The sequence below is a fragment of the Psychrobacter sp. SWN149 genome (genome assembly GCF_015864565.1).
In the GTDB taxonomy this organism is placed as follows: Bacteria; Pseudomonadota; Gammaproteobacteria; order Pseudomonadales; family Moraxellaceae; genus Psychrobacter.
The window spans coordinates 415666-434823 of sequence record NZ_JADYWX010000001.1; the positions used below are offsets into that span (position 1 = coordinate 415666).

Consider the following 19158-nt stretch of genomic DNA (forward strand, 5'->3'; position numbering starts at 1 on the left):
TGGTGGGTGTGTTATGACATTTACTTACATGCTATTTTGTCAATATTGGGGTTGATTCATACAAAATATCGCCTTTAATCTTGCACACTCAACCGTCTTCGATTTTTCTCAACCGTTTTTTCACCGATACCTTTGACTTTTGATAATTCATCAACCATGGTAAAACCGCCAAACATCTCACGATATAAGATAATTGCCTGCGCTTTGCTACTACCGATACCCTCTAACGAAACTAGCTCGCCTTCGTTTGCTCGATTGATATTCACAATATATTGCTCACGTGCTTGTGTGACAGCATTTTCTTTTGCGATCAAATACTCATAGGCCTTTTGCGGGTTATCAAAACAGGGGGCAGCATGACTGTTAGTAACAGTCATAGTCGCCAATATCGAGCAAAAAACAACACGTGTCATCAAGCTAATCGGTATGCTCAAGCGAGCAAATAAAACGTTACGAGGATCGTTCATGTTGTTTGGCTTGCTCCCACAGTGCTTCCATTTCAGTTAAGTCGCTGTCTTCTAACTGCTTGCTAGCGAGCGCTAGCTGCTCCTCAATATAACCAAAGCGTGACTTAAATTTATGGACACAGGTTAAGGTTGCTGTTTCTGCATCAAGATTTAATTTGCGTGCGACATTGACCAGCGCAAACATACAATCACCCAGCTCTTTTTCAATATCAACAATATTGGCTTTGCTTATGTCATATCCAACAGCAGTTGTAGAACTATCTGTCAGCTCATGCTTTAGCTCAGCAATCTCTTCATCCAGTTTATCAAAAGCACCGCTAACACCTTCCCAATCAAAACCCAGTTTAGACGCTTGCTTTTGTACGTCTTGCGCTTGCATCAATGCACTGCCCGCTTTGGTATTGTCTAATCGACGTTTTGGTTTGCCACTTGCCGTGCGCGCTTGCTGCTCCTCCGCTTTAATCTCATCCCAGCGTACTTTTACCGCTGCATCGTCTTTCAAGTTTTCGGCCTCAAATACATGCGGATGACGACGAATCAGCTTCTCTTGCAAAGTGGTAATGACGTCGCTCAGATCAAAGCGCCCTTGTTCAGCATACATCTGACAATGAAACACCACTTGTAGCAGCACATCACCCAGCTCGCCTTTGATATCTTCGTCGTCCTCACTTTGTACCGCCTCACCAAGCTCATAAGACTCTTCGATGGCATAGGGAATGAGACTGTGATTGGTTTGTTTCTGATCCCACGGACAATCAACTCGCAGCCGCGCCATCAATGCTAAAAGATCATCAAGCTGGCCTGTGGCTTCTGGTGTTCCTTGTACTGGTGCAGGCACTGTGATTTTATTGTCGAGAGTATTCATAAGGGAGGCTCTTATCGTTTTGTTTGTTATCTTCTTCGGTGGCTTAGTATAAAGTTAATCAATAACTATTGGCGCGCGTTTGATTCATCATTGAGTGGTTAGTGTATCATTGAACCCTGATTGGCCTATAATTGTGCCATCTACTTTATTAATTTACCATTGCTCACGCGCAAGGAATTTTCTTATTATGTCCACTTCTGCGATCACCCCCTATCAACCAGCATCTGAACTCACGCCCATGACGATTGACTCATTCAAAGCTTATGATATTCGCGGTGAGCTTGGTGTTAATCTGGATGAAAACATTGCTTACCGTATTGGGCGTGCTTTTGCACAGATTTTATATCAACGTTATTCCACAGCAATTCAAGCTAATGACGCGGATATGGCAAACCTACAACCTGCCATCGTTATCGGTAGCGACATTCGTCACTCGAGTGAGCAATTGAAGCAAGCGGCGATCGCAGGTATGATGGATGCAGGCATCGATGTAATCGATCTGGGCATGAGTGGTACTGAAGAGGTGTATTTTGCCACTAGTCACTATCAGGCATTGGGCGGTATTGAAGTCACTGCCAGTCACAACCCCATTAACTATAATGGCTTAAAACTGGTGAAAGAACATTCAAAACCGATCAGTGCCGATGATGGTCTGGCAGAAATTCAGGCGCTTGCTGAGTCTGGCCAATTTACCGCTAGCCATAAACTGGGAACATTACAACGCTTGACTGACAAAAGCGCGTATATCACTCATATAATGACGTTCAGCGATACTAAAAAACTACAACCGCTCAAGCTGGTCATTAACTCAGGCAATGGCAGTGCAGGTCCTGTGGTTGATTTATTGATTGATAAACTGATGCAAGCTGGTGCACCAATTGAGGTGATTAAACTACACCATACGCCTGATGGTAACTTCCCCAATGGCATCCCCAATCCCATGATTAAAGCCAATAGAGTCGCGACTCAGCAGGCGGTATTAGAGAATAAAGCCGATCTTGGTATTGCATTCGATGGGGATTTTGACCGTTGCTTTTTATTTGATGAAAAAGGCGAATTTATCGATGGGAGCTATGTGGTCGGTATGCTTGCACAAGCCTTTTTGAATAAGTACCCTAACGAATCTATCGTCTATGATCCCCGGGTAATATATAACACCGAAGCGGTAATTAAAGAACACAATGGCAAGGCTGTCATTAGTAAATCAGGGCACTCTTTTATCAAGCAGGTCATGCGTGACTCAGGTGCAGTATACGGTGGCGAGATGTCAGCGCATCATTACTTCCGAGATTTTTTCTATTGCGACAGCGGCATGATTCCGTGGCTACTGACTATTGAGCTACTGTCTATCACGGGTAAAACCTTGTCAGAGTTGGTCGCAGGTTATATCGAGGCATATCCTAGCTCAGGTGAACTGAACTTTCGCCTCACCACTCTTGATGCACCGGCTATCATCAACGCGATTGAAAAGAAGTTTAGCGTTCAGAATCCAGTCAAATCAACGCTAGATGGCTTAAGTCTGAATTTTGGAGAATGGCGCTTTAATTTGCGAGCATCTAACACAGAGCCATTGATCAGGTTAAATATCGAAAGTCGCGGTGATAGAAACTTATTGGTTACTAAGATACAAGAAATTCAACAGTGGCTAGCAGAACAAGGTGCTGTAACAGCATAAGACTATAACTTTGAACAAAGACAGTTTGGGTTATCAATCGAAAGAAGCTCGCTAAGTATTATTAGCGAGCTTTTTTAATGATAAAAAATCTTGAATAATATTGTCTTATATAAAGCTATTTGGAACGACCAATACCCATGTAATCACCCACTAGGCTATCTATCTGCGACCGAGTAAAAACATTTTGCGCATCAAATACTGGCATGGCGTGCTGATTGATTTTAGCAATATCCAACTGATCTCTGGGCGACCAGCTAATGACAAAAATAGCCTGAGCACTATCCAACTGATGATAAGGATGATCAACCAGCTCAAGCAGTGGTTGCTGCGTATAAATAGCGGCAAGCTCAGCCTGTGCTTTATCGCTATAAACGAGCGTACGAATATTATAAGACCACAATAATTCGAGTAATGGATGGATAGCCGAGCCTGCTGTACGCCCCGAACCAGCTTTGTAACTACCGCCCCAGATCATCACGGTCTTATTATCAATAAATCCATCGAAGTACTGCCAAAACTTACGGAAAATCAGCTCTTTCTGGTCTTCATTGATATGCATAATAGATTGCAAAAGTGGCATATCTAAACTGTGCGTTTGGCTTGATTGCTGCAGTTTTGCCAGTTCAGTCGGCAGCGTATTGCCACCAAACCCCCAACCTGCCTGCAAGTAGCTGCTACCTACCCGCTCATCTAGCCCCATGATACGGCTCACTTGACTGATATCAACCTGCTGACTATCAGCCAAGCGTGACATCTCATTCATAAAGCTCACTCTGGTCGCAAGCATCGCCATAATACTACTACGAGCAAACTCTATCGTAGCGATATCTGCATGATGGGCGGCGCGTGCATGCTCAATTAGTGGCTTTAAAACATCTAAATGTTGGCTACTGTCTGCTGTTTTTTCGCCAAGTAACCACAGTGAAGGATTTAACATCGAACTATAAGCATCACCATCTTGTAAAAACACAAATGGTATATAGTAGACCCAAGCACGCTGTAACCGCTGAGCCACAGCTGAGACAGTACCCAGCTTTTCGATACCACTCATCACGATAGGCTGCGTTTGCTGATGGCTGTGATTGAAAGCCATAATCCAGCTCGCCTCTGTCCATACAGGTTTGATACTGTCTAAAAACAACCAATACAGCGTGACGGTATTCTTTGCTTGTAGATTGCTACCATCAAGGTCATTAGTGCTAGCGCTATTTTTCGTTTCGTAGTACTGGATCAGCGTATCAGGACTGTCTGGCAATGCTTGACTGGTGATAATCTGCTGCTGCGCATACATTTGCCATAGTGCTTGCAGATGATGCTCAAAACCATATTGCTGTATCTGCTGAGTTAATAAATTCATATCCGCATACAAATGGATGCGTTGGCCTAAGCTTGCCAGTACCACTGCACTAGTAATAGCTTCAATGCTATGACCAATCAACACACAAACTTGATTACTGTCAGCACCTTGTGGTTGAGATACATTCATATACTTGGACGTGTTGTCGTTTATAAAATCAGCGCTCATGAGCTTACCTTTTAATTTGACTGACATATCGGTAGCAGTATTAAGACAGCTGTTTAATATGCTGTAGCAATTGGTCAGTGGAGGTATCGAATTGGCCTTCGACATCTTGCTGCATCGCTTGATGTACGGACTCTGCCATTTGCTTGCCCATCTCGACACCCCATTGATCAAATGGGTTGATATCCCAAATACTGGCCATGACGTAAACTTTGTGTTCATACAGCGCTATCAAAGATCCCAAACTATGCGGTGTTAGAGCATTGATAAGCAAGGTGGTTGACGGCTGGTTACCATGATAATGTTTGTACTTATCTGCTCTAGCCTCACTTTGATCATCCATGCTTGCAGTGCTATTCGCAAGACCTTTGTCAGTGTCTATAGCAGGACTTGCAACCGCGTCATTGCCAAAAGCTAGGACTCGACTTTGCGCCAGACAGTTGGCCAAAGACAGCTCATGCTGCTGCTGTAGAGAGCTGTTTTGTACCTCGTCACTATAACGACGTACACAAGCAATAAAGTCACAAGAGACCTGCTGCGTACCTTGATGCAATAGTTGATAAAACGCATGCTGAGCATTGGAGCCAATTTCACCCCATAGAATTGGACAAGTATCATAGTCGATATGATTGCCATGCTGAGTCACAGACTTACCATTACTCTCCATCTCAAGCTGGGTTAGATAGCTTGGTAGATAGCCTAGCCTGCCATCATAAGGCAGTACCGTATGCGCGTTCACCTGCAAAAAAGTACTGTTCCAAACAGCAAGTAAACCGAGTAACACGGGCAAGTTGTCTGAAAATTCTGCCTGTGCAAAATGCTCATCCATACTATGAGCACCAGCCAGTAGCTCTTTGAACCCTGCCATACCGATACGAATCGCAATCGCCAAACCTATCGCTGACCACAGAGAAAACCTTCCACCAACCCATTCCCACAATTGCAACTGATGCTCAGGATGGATACCCCAAGCACTCATTTTTTCACTATTGGCTGAGATACCAATGAAGTGTCGGCGTAACACGCTGTCTTCAGTACCTGCCCGCAGTTTTGCCGTCGCGAGCAGCCACGATAATGCAGTCTTAGCATTAGATAATGTATCGACAGTACCAAATGACTTAGAGGAAATAATAAATAGCGTGGTCTCAGGATTTAGATGTTTCAACAAATTATCAAGTTGCGTGCCATCCATGTTGGATACGAAATGCACTTCTATCTGAGTATCCGCCCACTCATCAAGTGCGCTAGTCGCCATAAGTGGTCCAAGATCAGAGCCACCAACGCCAATATTGACCACATCGGTTATGGCTTTACCCGAAAACCCGCGCCATGTGCCTTGACGCACACGCTCAGATAGGCGCGCAACTTGTGACAAACTATGATGCACATCAGCGACGACATTTTGCCCCTCTACGTCTAGTTTAGCAGACGCTGGCAATCGTAGTGCGGTATGCAAGGCAGCACGCTCCTCGCTAGTATTGACCATCGCGCCTTGCATGAGCGCATTAATACGCGCATTCAAGTCGCAACTGTCCGCCAAGTCTAGTAGACCGGACAACACCGTCGTATCGATACGCTGCTTGCTATAGTCCATATATAGCGCGCCAGCTTGCATACTAAACTGCTTAGCACGATTATCATCCTGTGCAAACAACTCAACAAGCGACCACGGCTGCTTAGCAAGTGTCCGAAGTTGTTGCCAGTATTTGGAGTCACGAGCGCTGCTGTAGACGGTACCGCCGTTCATATCATTCATCAGCTACTCATCATCGGCTAATTGCTGCTCGGCGAAGTATATAAACGCCTGCATATAGGAGCGCATATCGCCTGCATCATAGCTGTCACCGCACATGGTCGTCACATTCACACCATATTCACTAATTAAAGCATCAATGGCATCGGTCAGCTGAATCTCACCACCGACCGAGGCTTTGGTATTGGCCAGATAATCAAAAATCTTATTGCTAAAGACATAGCGTCCAACGACTGCTAATTTAGAAGGTGCATCGGCTAAGTTAGGTTTTTCTACAAACCCTGCCACTTTAAAGCTAATGTTAGTGTCTGATTGCTCATCAATATTACTGGCATCCCTCAGCTTAGCAATACCGTATTTATGCACATCTTCATCAGCGACTTTATCGACCAATATTTGTGAATGGTTGTCTGCGCCAAAGGCATCCATCATAAACGCTAAGTTATCGGCAGACATATTACCTGTAAATGGATCGAGCACGACATCAGGTAGCAGAACGGCAAAGTCATGCTCACCGATGATGGGTCGAGCCGCCAATACTGCATGCCCTAAACCTAAAGCGTTACCTTGGCGTATCATCGATACGGTCACATCTTCTGGCAGCCAGTTCAAACTATCAGCCAGTGCATCTTTACCTTTTACACGTAGTTGACTGTCTAGCTCGGCATTAATATCAAAATAGTTTTCAATCGCACTTTTTTGCGCATGCCCGACTAGTACAATATGCTTGATACCGACAGCAATTGCCTCTTCAACTACATAGTGAATGGCAGGACGATTACCCAGTGGCAATAGCTCTTTTGGCACGGATTTGGACAATGGCAACATACGAGTGCCAAAGCCTGCAACAGGGATAACGGCGTGAGTGATTTTTTTCATAATTTTTAAATTGCCCCAAAGGAATAGGATTCAGAAAGCAACAGCCATTAACTATAGCTCGATAAACTCTACAATATACTTAATCCACTGATCGTAGTTATAGTTTTTCAGTACATGGTCACTGGCGTAACGCATCATTTTTACTTGCTGTTTGGTATAGCCTCCAGATAATTGCGCAAACAACTCATCTGCCTGCTCTTTGCTATCGATAACTTCACACATACCTTCAAATCGGGTACTAACTGATAAGCTAGGATTAGTAACTGCTAAGCGGCCACACGCCATGATTTCAATTAAACGGCGAGAAAACATACTGGGAGAGTCAGTCACAGTATTAACATTGAGACAATGTGAATACTGCTTGAATAGCTTACCTGTCTGGTCATAAGGCACAGCAGGCTTAATAGTCATATTGGCTAGATCTGGATAGCGATACACGTCAGATTTACGATTAGAGTTACGATCGACAATGGTCAGTCCATGAGGAGAGGCTGCAGTAAATGCCATATCCTGCCAACACTGCCGTGCATTGTGAATATGCTGGCTGTAACTACCAACAAACAAGCTCTCATTATGACGTGGTGGTAATGAGGTAGGATAATGAAATTTGGGCTGGACTGCAAAAGGTAGAACGCCTACTTTTACACTATTGCCCAGTATAGCTTGGTAACGTTCAACGCAGTTGGAGTCAACTGTCAGTACATACTTAAATAGACTCGCCGAATCGATAAAACGATTGAAATGAGCACCGTCTTCTTTATTCCAAAATACTGCCGGAATACTATATTTGTCTGCTATTTCTAAAAGTTTACGTAGCTCAATATTGTTACGTTCAGGATAATCAGGATAATTAGCTATCTTATAACGCCATTTATCTTTATGGCCACGCCATGCTGATTCAACTAAGATAAAATCAGGTTTACGTTTTCGCCAAAATTCGTACTGTAATTTATATTCGAGTAGTTTGACAGAATCTACCATGCTTAAGGATTGAGAGGTCAACTCATCACTAATTAGTGCTAGCTTTAACAAAGTATTAGGCCTATATTTTAAGTTTAGATTTTTTAATTTTAGATAGTGACAGGACTAGCATATTTATATTTGTTTTAGAATTCTATCAGATTAGAACTATTTTGGAGAAACTGTTTGCAAAGACGTCAACTAAGTAAAGGTTTATTAAGTTTTGCGATGTTAGCCAATAGTGTCTATATAAAAAATTCATTCGCGATGCAAAATTCACTATCTGTCAGACAATTTGGAGCAGTTGCTGACGGAGTTACAGATGATAATGAGGCCGTACAAGCAGCTTTCAATCAAGCAGCTAAAACAAAGCAGTCTCTTTTTTTCCCTTCTGGGATTTATCTAGTATCCGGTATAGATATAAAAGGGGTTTCTTTTTCTGGTGATCAAGCTTGTATTATGAGCAATCAAGATACAAACCATCGTTACCTCATGTTTGACTCGTCAATGAACGCTATTGAAATATCAAATATTGCTTTCGATGGTAAGACTACGGTTCAGTCCAAAAAATCTTATCAAGTTGCTTTAAGGTTCGAAAATAACAAGCAAATTGAGCTAAACAATATAGATGCGCATAACTTTAAAAATAACGTAGCTATATTCGAACAAGGAACTTCACATAATGTAGTGCGAGGTGGCATTATCAAGGACTGCCAAAGCAATAATATTTACTCCTTCAAAGGGCAATATAATCAAGTATATGGTGTCAGCTTTTTAAATTGTAAAGAGCATGTTATCAGATTTGGACGCTTCAACTCTGACAAGGACAAAGATTCCGGTCGTTACAATATCGTGGATGCTTGTGTCTTTGAACACGTTGGTAATGACGCTATCTTATATGAGCTTAATTCTGGTAAAGGCATTATCAAAGGATGTATAGGTCATCACATTCGCTCACTTGTAAAAGCAGAAACGTCATCAGAAGCTGAATTACCCGGGCAAAAATCTCGTGATATTCACGTTTTAAATAATTATATCGATCAAACTATTGAAGAGAAGGGAGCTTGTATTAAACTTAATGGGGCAGAGCATTGTATGGTTGCTAATAATACTGTCATAGGTTTTTATGATGGCGTTTCCGCTGGCTCTTCTAGTATCATCGCTGAGAATATCATCCGTGATACTGAACATGTTTCTATACGTTGTAACGGTGATCATATGATTATTAAAAGCAATCAGATTATTAAGGCATCTTATGGATGTATGGCTAATAAAACGGAGTTCAATTATTTAACAATCACTGATAACCACCTACAATCCTGTAAAGAGTATGCGATTTCGATAGCTTCCTCTAACAACATTATTAATAATAATGCTATTACAAACTCTAAAGTAGCTATTAGGCTAGCTGACAAAGCTGAACATAATAAGGTTATTAACAATACAGGTTCAAATAACGATAAAAATATTAGAAAAGGTAACACTACTAATACATTTAATGAAAACTTTAAATAATGACTTATTTTGTTAAATTAATTCAATAGAGACATATTATGACAATAGCATCATTGCCTATAGAAGCAAGAATAGGTTTAGAAAGAATGCATAATGCGATTAGTAATCAGCTCCCAATAAAAGAAAAATTAGAAATCTCCATAGGATATGCCATCAATATTCATATTATCGACTATAGTCAGCCTCTATTATTTACTTTCGATAATCTGCATATATCTCGAAATATGGAAGGCACAACATTCGAACATAGAAAGGGATGGGGATATGATTATGTGGTAGATAAAGGCTGGAATATATGTTCTTTTCTAGAATCTGACTATACACGCTGGTATCGTCACCCTTCTTTTATTGCCATCATGAAATACATTGAATCAAAAGGTTTGTTTAAAAATTACAAATCTAAAAAGATAGCTTATGGCAGTTCAATGGGCGGATATGCTGCTACTTATACTAAAGCACTGTCTGCCAATGTAAGTATACTTTTCAATCCTTGCTCAACGTTAAATGCTATTCTAGTCCCTTGGGAGACTAGAGAATCCTACTCAGCACCATGTAACAACTGGCAAAGTAAATATCACGATGCTATTGATGGGTGTCTGTCTTCAGAAAATTATATTATATATGATCCCACATTTAAGTTAGATTATCTTCATGTTAATCGATTCGTTGAAAAATGTGCACAAACTATACAAATTAGAGTTCCCGGTGTAGGCCATAGTATACCTGGTCATCTTACTAAAATTGACGTTCTAGACTTAATATTAACTAGCATTGTAACTGGTAATTATCTGTCATCTAAATTGAAAATTTTTGAGGCTTTAAAAAAACGACGCAATTATGCTGGTTATCACAAATTTATGTTGAGCCTAAATCCACAGATGACTGACGCTAGAAAACAGATTGTCATGAAGTACTGTCTAACTGTATTAGGCGACAAATACTCACAACCTACACAGGCTTCTTTATTCTATAGAGATGCGAGTGACCTTTACGCTTTTTATGATCGAGATACAGCTTTAACCTTTATAAAAAAAGCAGCCACGCTGAAGCCTGACTGCCCTAAAATAAATAAAAGATTAAATGCTTTGTTACCAGCTTATTAATTGTTTACATCTACTTTTATTCTGTAGTCTAAAACATACGTCAGTATGGTTTTGTTTAGTTATAATAAAATTTCTGAATACTTTTCTTTTAACTGGGCCAGCTTATTTAAGTCGCCAGCTCTCAGATAAGCTTGATAGCTATTCTCCACTACTGCTTTAGACTCATCTAGTTGAAGCGCTTTATTGGCAAAAACTGATTCGATGCTTGTTCCTTCTTCAGCAATGGCTCCTATTGCACGACTTGCTCTAATAAGTAATACCGCCTTTACCCTGTTATTAAAGCGAGTATCGTTTTCTATAGCGAATATCAAAGTCTGAACACCATAACGACGATATAAGCGCTTAAAATACATTTTTTGTTCTGACAAATCTTCCGTTGGTATAGATTCAGAATATTCTTTAACGTTATTTGCTATTTTCTGGTTTTGATACTGTTTCTGATACTCTTCTATAAAGGCTTCAATATCGACGTCGTCTTTATTATTATCGACTAGTTGCTGCTTGATCAGAGCATACTGTTTGTGAGGTTCTACAGACTGCTCCTCATAATAATAGTGCAGATAGGACAAACACTTTAAGGCTTCATGAGTATGATCTAATTCGATATAAAGTAAAGCTGCTATACGATAAATACTCTCGTGTCTGCTTAAATCAAAAGCAATATCTGGTAAATAGCTTAATTTCTCTTTAATTGATTTCTTAGCCAATTCACGACCAGCTTTTAACAAGTTATAAGCTTGAACTCTTGGGTTGTTTTCTTCGTTATCTTGATTTAAATAAGTTATCAAACCATAGATACCAAATATCTGGAAACTAGACTCTAATTTCGAATTCATTCTTGAGCTACCTTACTATTAATAATTTCTTTGACTGATTTTTCTAAAAATATTGGATAGTGAACTGCCAAATCCTCATGAGTATTATAATCACCAAAATCCCACTTCACATTATTTATTTCTAATGTATCGACCCATTTCATGAAAGGAACAGCATGCTCAGCATAGTGTGGCTCCCCTTTACCAACGTGTATTATGGTACTAGGGAATGGTTTTTTAGAGGTCTCTAAAACTTTATACATAAGGTTGTTGGCATAGCTCTTGTTCATTTCATTTTCTTCACCGAAAATCCCTCTAAATATAGGAGATCTTATAGAGGAGTCTGAGTATACGCATAAATAATCCCCAAGCATCGTTTGTGGGCCACCAACTGAAATATGTCCTGCTCCAAACTTATAGCCATGATATAGCCCCGCATAACCACCTTTACTTGATCCAATAAATATTGTATTAACTTTAGGGATGTCTAAAGCTAAAACGTAAGCGTTTATAAGACTCTGTACCAAATCATCTACTGCAATAGGATTTTTTTCATTTAGATAGTAACTTGAATGCGTATTTTCATCATTTCCATACCCATCTTTAATATATAATCTATGAGCATTAATATGTGCTATTGTTCTTATATAATTGTATTTAGGAATTGCTTGTATAGCTTGGAAGCAAACTACTAAATAGTTACTTGGATTCTGAGAAGGATAGAATGCATATTTTAAACCGCTCTCATCTGCTATTTCTGGGATTAAATAACGATAGCCATCCCCTAAATCTGTCCATCTTTTAGTATCTAAATCAAGTTTTTGATATTTATATTTGTAGTTATAATGGCTTTCTAATTCATCGTGTTTTAAAACAAATACTTCGCGTGATTCTAATATCTTTAGTAAGCTAAATTCATTCTTTACATTATCATGTATAACTAGTCTAACTTTTTCATCCAATTCCTTCTCTAGATAAGGGTTAAAGGTAAATTCGCCAATAAGTTTCATTTCTTTCTCCAAAAGTTAGTTTTTATTTAAGTGTGTATTTTACTTTAAACTCTACATCCTTTTCTCTAAGCAATGAAAACTCATGTACACCAATATCATCTGTCCAAGTAAAATATAATTTCCTACCTGATGTATTAGCAAAGTTATCTTCTAGTTTCACTTCGCAGATGCTGTTGAAACTAAACAACGTAGCAAGCGAACTAGTATTAACTTGAGATAAACTAAAATTGATAGAATCTGATGGTACAAACTCTCGCTCTGCAGGCGAAAACCAACCTTGTAACCTTGGCTCCTTGAGCCCATTCATTACTTCAGATCCTTGAGCTCCTTTCAACAAATTTGTAATATGCAGCTCATTTGCATCATCTAGTTTACAATGGTAAGAGTTATTGAATTGAGTCAGCGCAATTTTTGAGTCAAAATGAAACCATTGCTTAATATCATGCAGACCATCTAAATTATCTTTGAACCAATCAAATACAATTAGCCATTGATTAGGCATATATACAAGCACCCTTACATGTCTAATACTCTTATTATGCTTACATTCCGTTTCAAGTACTGTGAGACCATTTGGATATTGTTTAGATCTTTTGGTGGCACTCCCATAGGGTTTTACACCTTTACGCATATAGTCTTTGTCATCAAACTCTAGTGTATTGTGTGCGCGTGTAGATTCGCAATATAGTCTGTTAGGGTGAGTATACCAGTAGCCTTGTGACCATAGCTCTGTACCCATTTCAGCTTTGCCAATATATCCATATCGACCTGCATCTATTAAGATATTATGTCCACGGTCATACCATATAAAGCTCAAGTCATCTGCATGTTTATGAGTACGTGAGTGAAAAGCGGCAGTTTGTGCAAGGTAGCTATATTTATCATAACCTAAGTCTTTGACAGAATTACTATTACGTACAATAAAATAGCCTGCTTCTTTAAACTCTTTTAGCTCATTGCTTCCTAGCTTCCCTACTTCTCCATTCGTCGTGACAAATTTCATCATCGAAGTTTGCCATTTTCTTTCAGCAGCTGAGCTTTTTATACGCATTAAACGCCAATCAGAGTCACCAAAATTAGCGATATGTTGATTCGGTAATATAAACCAAGATAGAGCTTCTTCAATCTTATAAGTGAATGACAGAATTTCTTCATCTTTTATTAAATCGGCTTTTATTACACCGATTAATGTATCGTAAACCATGCGGTGGTAGTCCGGAGAATGCTCACGATGGACACCATCTTCTGTAAACTGCTGGTTTAACATTATTTTGAATCGTGATATACCTTGCTCTAATGCAAACGCCATTACAGAAGACGTTTCTTTGAATCGTCTCCCCATAGCAATCTGTCCAGCAGCTTGGTAATAACCATGATTATTATGAAAAGTTATATTACTATCTAAATTTAAGTAAGCCTGATGAGCTAAGATACCACTCCATAGCTTTGCACTAATTGAATCATTCTTTTCTACATTCTGTGTATATGCGTCATATATATAAGATAGCCTATAAGCTCTTAAACCTACTGCCATATCGTACCAAGCAAAATCTGTACTATTTTCATAGTTAACTGGAGCATTCGCCTTTATATCTACATACTGATCTATCCAGTCTAGAGCTATATTTAATGCTGGGTTAAATATTTTATCTTCTGGAGCCTTATCATAGGCATATAACAATATATCTATCATATCCCAAGAATGGATATAAAAGTTCCATGAGCGCTCATCTTGGGAAGTAAGCGTCCATGATATTGGATTATTTATATCTATGAAAGGATAGTTCCTTCGTGACCAACCTTTTTCAAGAATATCATAAGCTTCTAGAGTCGCTTCTTCTTTCGATTTTTTTCTGCTTGTCAGATTTTCATAAGGAATTTTCATAAAATAATTATCTCTAATATGCTTATCAAGCAGAAACTTATAAAATGCCACGAATTATTAGAGATGCCTTTTCAGCAGTACGCTGCCAAGTACGTTCATTCTCAACGAATATACGGCCTTCCTCACCATAGCCTAGCCATTTCTCTGGATGATCAAGCAAGTATTTGAGTTGCACTACTAAGTCATCTGTATTACCACGCTCAAACACTCGACCATTCACGTCATGAGTGATCATTTCCGTTAAAGCCTTGTTGCTTGATACTAATACTGCCTTTTTCATTGAAAGTGCTTCTAAGGTTTTCATAGGAGGAACTATCTCACATACTGGCCATGCTTTGCGAGGGAATGGAGCAATATCAATCAGTGAGTAATATCGTTCAACTTGTTCAAAAGGTATTCTACCGGGCATAATCAGCCAATCCATAAACCCTGCGTCATGAGCAATTTGCTCTACTTGTTTTACAATACTACCTTTACTCTGTCCTGTTGCATCCTCATTGCCAACTATTAACAATCTAAACGTATAACCTAACTGCTTGAGTTTTGAACAAGCAAAAGCAAGATCATCAAGTCCTTCATAACTGACTAAGGTGCCAACATAACCTATCACAGGCACATCTAGGGGAATATTTAGCTCGGCGGCCAATTCTATATCTTTTGACATAAGGTTAAAGCGTTCAATATTGCACGAGTTAGGTAATAAGGTGACTCTATCTTTAGTTGGTACACCTCTCGACTCTAATTCATCCACCATTCCTTGAGTAAGCGTAAATACATGATCGGCATTTTCTGCAACAACCGCTTCTAAGCGCTTTTCTACTTCGAACATAGGGTCTTGTTCAAACTCAGGATACTTTGAAAGACGAGTTATTTCCCAAAAACCACGTATTTCGTAGATAAATGGAATACCGAGAGCACGTGCTGCAAACATAGCAGGCATACCATCTAGATGGTTTGACGCTGCAATAATGAGAGCAGGTTTATCTACTTCAAAAGCTTGTTTATAACTTTCTACTGATTTTAATATGTACTCATAATTTGAATAATCACGGCGAGAAGGTGATAATAAACGCTTATAGACAACATCATCTATTCTATCAGCTGGCGTTATATCTTCTATTTGGACTTGACTGATGTCATGGGGGTAGCCAGGCCTCGTGATAGCATAGATGTCTAGACCTTGACCTTTTAACGCAGTTAATAGTCCATGTCCTCGAGTGGCATAACCGCCGCTAGAATATGGTAAGCTATTATGAATGACATAACAAACTCGACCGGCAATCGGTTGATAGTTTCCATCGACATTGATATCAGGGACTTGGGTGGTTAATGTCATTAGATGTTGTGGAGTAGACCACAATAGTTTGCGCTGTCTCTGTGTTGGATTGGAGCCTACAACCACACTCAATAACTTAATTACTTCCTTCAACTTGTCTTGCTGAAGAGTACGCTGGTATGCAAAATATACATTACGTAATGTACTTTCGCTTTTATCGAGGCTATAAGCATACGATGCTAATAGATTAGTGTCTTTTTCAAAATCTATTGGACGAGAGTTCGTATAACTACGTACTACTTTAGCAGCTTTTAATGCAAGTGTAGCTTTAGCTTTATTGCTTAGTGTTTCACTATCTATAAGTTTTATAAGACTCTCAGCACCTTCTTTATCTAATATAGTGAAAACATATTCTTCAGCGTACTTGTCGTTATGTATCTTGTTATATTTAGCAGCTGAGTGAGTAGATTTTTTATTATTATTTTTTACTATGTTGATAACGCTACCATTTAGGTCAATTTTATGTATGTGTTGTTCAAGCGTAGATAGCAAATTAGTTTTAAGCTTGGCAATTTTTTCCTCTTCAACCTGGTATGCATTTTGAAGCTTTAGAATCGCTTGATTTGCTTCTACAATACTACCAGTATTTATACATACCCCTGCATGAGCCATTAACGTATATCTATCTTCATAAAGAGACAGAGCAATTTTACTCAAGACTTGTAAGCTTGAATTTTTAAAACCATTACTTTTCGCATGATTTATCAGCTGGATATATAAACGAGATTTATGCTTGTTACCTAAACCCATATATCTTGCTTCGAAAAAAGCAATTAAGCTAGATATATCATTTCTTAGCAACAGAATTAAACTTTCTTCAAAAAACTCCTGATCTGATTTCTCCGAGAAAATTTCTTTTGATTTGATGATAAGGTCTGAGTCAAATAGCTTCTCTTCCTTTACTGAATGTTTATTTCCTAAAGTATCTAAATAAAAGAATTTTACGGAAATATTTAGACTAGTTGGGAGTGTTTTAAAAGTGTACTTACTTTCTGAAATATAACTTGATTTCTCAATAAGCATTTGATTTACATATAGATAAAAGGCATAACGTATACCTTCTAACTTTTCAGTATTCGCAACAATTAGCCCGTCTTGTTCGCTAATATATCTGCTCATATTTTCTATCTGAGCTTCAAACGCTTTATTTTCCAAGTTTATTTCTTCCATTCTTAGGCTCTAATATAATGTGTGACTACTCAATAAAAAATAGGGTAATTTTAATCTTGAAATAAAGACATGAAACATAACTAATCTCATCGGAAGACTAGAATACTTTCTACCTTTCTTAAAATTAGGATTTTTTAGATAAAAAAAAATAAGATAGATTTAGAAAATCTACTTAACCTGGTATTTCTTCTATAGTCAGTCCAATATTAAAAAGATACAGCGGGACTGGGATGAATTTTTTACAGCCTCTGTCGGCATAGGCACAGCAACCTAGAAAAACTTATACCAGTTTCGCGTTATTGAATACTGTATCCGTTTTATTGAGTATCGGCTATACTTTAAGTAGATAGCTTGAGTATAAACTTCAATTCTCTTTGCTATGCTATGCTATGCTATGCTATCTAAATAAAAAACTATTTATTTCTAGTAAAGTATTCTTATTTAAAATTAATATTAAATCATCTTGTGATTAGTTACTAATGACAGTGTTTTTTCAAAACAAGCCAGTTGCAATAATAGTAGATATTGGAATACCTTCTTTAGCGCTAGCAAACTTCCCATTATCTATAGCCTTATCTAAAACTTTAGAAGCTTTATTAATAAAATCTTCATTCCATAATTCTTTTACTAGTTTAGTATTGCAAGCTCTATCAAAATCCTCCTTCAAGTATTTAAAAACCACACTCTTAGAAATCTTTGGCTTGATATCTTTTTCAACAGACTGTCCTACAAAGATGGAGCCTTTTTTTATGGAAATATTAGAATTAACTTTAATCAGTTGATCAAAGTTTTCTTTTACGGGTGCCTTTTTAGGATCATCATAAGGCAAATTCAATAAATCATCAGTAAGATTTATCAGATCATATAGAACTTGCAGATTTTGAATTTTTTTAGAATTATCTTTTTTTGCTATATTGGCTAGGTATTTAGAACTCAAAGGGTTGAAACTAACACGATACTGTGGGGATAAGCCTGTATGAAATCGATTTCTGAAATGTCTATAGTGGAGAATTAAAGGATCTATCTCTTTACCACATTGATCTAGATCTTGTATACGCAGTAATGTTTCATATAAATTAATAGCAAAGCCTAATTGAAGACTTTTTTTATTTAGTTTACTACATAAAAGTTTAACAAAATCACTATAGTTATTAGTATTAGGCCGCTTGGTATAAAAAGGACGATAGTTCTCACCACCACCTCCTCCTATTTTAACTTTTTTATAGTCGATTTCAGATTCAGGAAAATATATTGGTTGATAAAGTCCTAAGCATGTGTTTTTCCAAGTTAAATAATTATCTTCATCACTTAAATATTTTACTTTATAGACAGAGTTTCCTTTTCGGTTAAGTTCGTAACCATAATTAGATGATATTTTGTCGGCTATCTTAATATCTATGTCACTTCCATTAGTTAAATAACTTGATAGCCTATAGTCAGAGTTGTTGGAAGAGTCAATATTTTTGTAAGCAAGATGAGATAGTGAAAATACAGCGCGAGAATCCAATCCTCCTGTCAATGCTTGTTGTATTAATACATTTTCACATGACATTAAGGTTGAGAACCTAGAAGCCCACATATTAGCAAAGTTTAGTATTATTTCACTATAATTAACAACATCTACTTCTTCATCTTGGACTTTTTCAATATCTAGGCTATTTTTCCCTATTGTAAGCACGGTATTGATTGGAAGTATACTGATTTCTTTAACAATAGTGTCAAATGTCATCGGTTGTTGGGTTGCCGAAATTTCTATAGACAACATCAACAAAGATTCGAGATTAGGTGTAATTTGAATGGAGTGTTTAGTTAAATGCTCAATCATTAAAACTATGGAGTTTGAAACCACCCAAACTCCTAGTTTTTTATCGTGAAAATATAGTATTTTCTTATATCCTGCACTATCTGATCCTATTACAAAATTTTCTCCAACTTTCCTTGCTAATACATAACAACCATCCTCCCCAAAAGAAATATCTTTATCAGTAGCTTTCAGATACTCATCCGCCCCTGACTGTCCGAATATAAAGTCCTCTTTATCGAAACAATAACCTTGGAAAAATCCATCTGGATTTTCCTCAAAACTAGATAGAAGATATGTAGCATTATTTTGCATTTTATTCCCAAACTAAAAATTAAGGGGTGCTAAGATTAGATTAATCAAATAATAAAGATAGACTTAATCGCCATCTCCATAAGTATT

The 19158-nt window shown here is 38.2% G+C and carries 14 protein-coding genes; 3 read left to right on the plus strand and 11 right to left on the minus strand.

Annotated elements, in window-relative coordinates; genetic code table 11:
- Positions 1-74 precede the first annotated feature (74 nt).
- Together I6E86_RS01725 and mazG are read right to left on the minus strand one after the other, a co-directional pair.
- Positions 75-467, minus strand: coding sequence for a ComEA family DNA-binding protein (locus I6E86_RS01725; protein WP_197174793.1), 393 nt, complete (start codon positions 465-467; stop codon positions 75-77).
- Positions 451-1332, minus strand: coding sequence for a nucleoside triphosphate pyrophosphohydrolase (mazG, locus tag I6E86_RS01730; RefSeq protein ID WP_197174794.1), 882 nt, complete (start codon positions 1330-1332; stop codon positions 451-453). The genes I6E86_RS01725 and mazG overlap by 17 nt, the downstream gene beginning before the upstream one ends.
- A gap of 187 nt (positions 1333-1519) precedes the next feature.
- Between mazG and I6E86_RS01735 the strand changes: the two genes are divergently transcribed.
- Positions 1520-3007 (plus strand): phosphomannomutase CpsG, encoded by a 1488-nt coding sequence (locus tag I6E86_RS01735; RefSeq protein WP_197174795.1) that lies wholly within the window; start codon positions 1520-1522, stop codon positions 3005-3007.
- 115 nt (positions 3008-3122) lie between these two features.
- Here the strand turns inward: I6E86_RS01735 and I6E86_RS01740 are convergent, their stop codons facing one another.
- The 4 genes from I6E86_RS01740 to I6E86_RS01755 form a co-directional block, all read right to left on the minus strand.
- A complete protein-coding gene (locus tag I6E86_RS01740; protein ID WP_227680475.1) occupies positions 3123-4493 on the minus strand; it encodes a UDP-glucose/GDP-mannose dehydrogenase family protein in 1371 nt (456 codons plus the stop codon).
- 79 nt (positions 4494-4572) lie between these two features.
- A complete protein-coding gene (gene pgi / locus I6E86_RS01745; RefSeq protein WP_197174797.1) occupies positions 4573-6285 on the minus strand; it encodes a glucose-6-phosphate isomerase in 1713 nt (570 codons plus the stop codon).
- 3 nt (positions 6286-6288) lie between these two features.
- Positions 6289-7161, minus strand: coding sequence for a UTP--glucose-1-phosphate uridylyltransferase (locus tag I6E86_RS01750; RefSeq protein WP_197174798.1), 873 nt, complete (start codon positions 7159-7161; stop codon positions 6289-6291).
- Positions 7162-7212: 51 nt separating this feature from the next.
- Positions 7213-8193 carry a glycosyltransferase gene (locus tag I6E86_RS01755; protein WP_197174799.1) on the minus strand — a complete coding sequence of 327 codons (981 nt, stop codon included), beginning with the start codon at positions 8191-8193 and terminating at the stop codon, positions 7213-7215.
- A gap of 114 nt (positions 8194-8307) precedes the next feature.
- Between I6E86_RS01755 and I6E86_RS01760 the strand changes: the two genes are divergently transcribed.
- Both I6E86_RS01760 and I6E86_RS01765 read left to right on the plus strand, forming a co-directional pair.
- Positions 8308-9636, plus strand: coding sequence for a right-handed parallel beta-helix repeat-containing protein (locus I6E86_RS01760; RefSeq protein WP_197174800.1), 1329 nt, complete (start codon positions 8308-8310; stop codon positions 9634-9636).
- A 38-nt stretch (positions 9637-9674) separates the two neighbouring features.
- The gene (locus tag I6E86_RS01765; protein ID WP_197174801.1) at positions 9675-10739 is read left to right on the plus strand and encodes a hypothetical protein; all 1065 of its coding nucleotides are present in this window, start codon (positions 9675-9677) and stop codon (positions 10737-10739) included.
- Between the two features lie 59 nt (positions 10740-10798).
- On the opposite strand, the gene I6E86_RS01770 is transcribed toward I6E86_RS01765, so the two are convergent.
- The 5 genes from I6E86_RS01770 to I6E86_RS01790 form a co-directional block, all read right to left on the minus strand.
- Positions 10799-11575 (minus strand): hypothetical protein, encoded by a 777-nt coding sequence (locus I6E86_RS01770; protein ID WP_197174802.1) that lies wholly within the window; start codon positions 11573-11575, stop codon positions 10799-10801.
- A complete protein-coding gene (locus I6E86_RS01775; protein WP_197174803.1) occupies positions 11572-12564 on the minus strand; it encodes a hypothetical protein in 993 nt (330 codons plus the stop codon). Before I6E86_RS01775 ends, I6E86_RS01770 begins: the two co-directional genes overlap by 4 nt.
- A 22-nt stretch (positions 12565-12586) precedes the next feature.
- Positions 12587-14500, minus strand: coding sequence for a heparinase II/III family protein (locus tag I6E86_RS01780; RefSeq protein ID WP_197174804.1), 1914 nt, complete (start codon positions 14498-14500; stop codon positions 12587-12589).
- A complete protein-coding gene (locus tag I6E86_RS01785; protein ID WP_197174805.1) occupies positions 14487-16955 on the minus strand; it encodes a glycosyltransferase family 4 protein in 2469 nt (822 codons plus the stop codon). Before I6E86_RS01785 ends, I6E86_RS01780 begins: the two co-directional genes overlap by 14 nt.
- A 493-nt stretch (positions 16956-17448) precedes the next feature.
- A complete protein-coding gene (locus I6E86_RS01790; protein ID WP_197174806.1) occupies positions 17449-19071 on the minus strand; it encodes a hypothetical protein in 1623 nt (540 codons plus the stop codon).
- Positions 19072-19158 lie beyond the last annotated feature (87 nt).

Excerpts from the sequence above, each read along its gene's own strand:
- I6E86_RS01725 (WP_197174793.1), bottom strand. The coding sequence starts at position 467 with ATGAACGATCCTCGTAACGTTTTATTTGCTCGCTTGAGCATACCGATT.
- mazG (WP_197174794.1), bottom strand. The coding sequence starts at position 1,332 with ATGAATACTCTCGACAATAAAATCACAGTGCCTGCACCAGTACAAGGA.
- I6E86_RS01735 (WP_197174795.1), top strand. The coding sequence starts at position 1,520 with ATGTCCACTTCTGCGATCACCCCCTATCAACCAGCATCTGAACTCACG.
- I6E86_RS01740 (WP_227680475.1), bottom strand. The coding sequence starts at position 4,493 with ATGAATGTATCTCAACCACAAGGTGCTGACAGTAATCAAGTTTGTGTG.
- pgi (WP_197174797.1), bottom strand. The coding sequence starts at position 6,285 with ATGAATGATATGAACGGCGGTACCGTCTACAGCAGCGCTCGTGACTCC.
- I6E86_RS01750 (WP_197174798.1), bottom strand. The coding sequence starts at position 7,161 with ATGAAAAAAATCACTCACGCCGTTATCCCTGTTGCAGGCTTTGGCACT.
- I6E86_RS01765 (WP_197174801.1), top strand. The coding sequence starts at position 9,675 with ATGACAATAGCATCATTGCCTATAGAAGCAAGAATAGGTTTAGAAAGA.
- I6E86_RS01770 (WP_197174802.1), bottom strand. The coding sequence starts at position 11,575 with ATGAATTCGAAATTAGAGTCTAGTTTCCAGATATTTGGTATCTATGGT.
- I6E86_RS01775 (WP_197174803.1), bottom strand. The coding sequence starts at position 12,564 with ATGAAACTTATTGGCGAATTTACCTTTAACCCTTATCTAGAGAAGGAA.
- I6E86_RS01785 (WP_197174805.1), bottom strand. The coding sequence starts at position 16,955 with ATGGAAGAAATAAACTTGGAAAATAAAGCGTTTGAAGCTCAGATAGAA.
- I6E86_RS01790 (WP_197174806.1), bottom strand. The coding sequence starts at position 19,071 with ATGCAAAATAATGCTACATATCTTCTATCTAGTTTTGAGGAAAATCCA.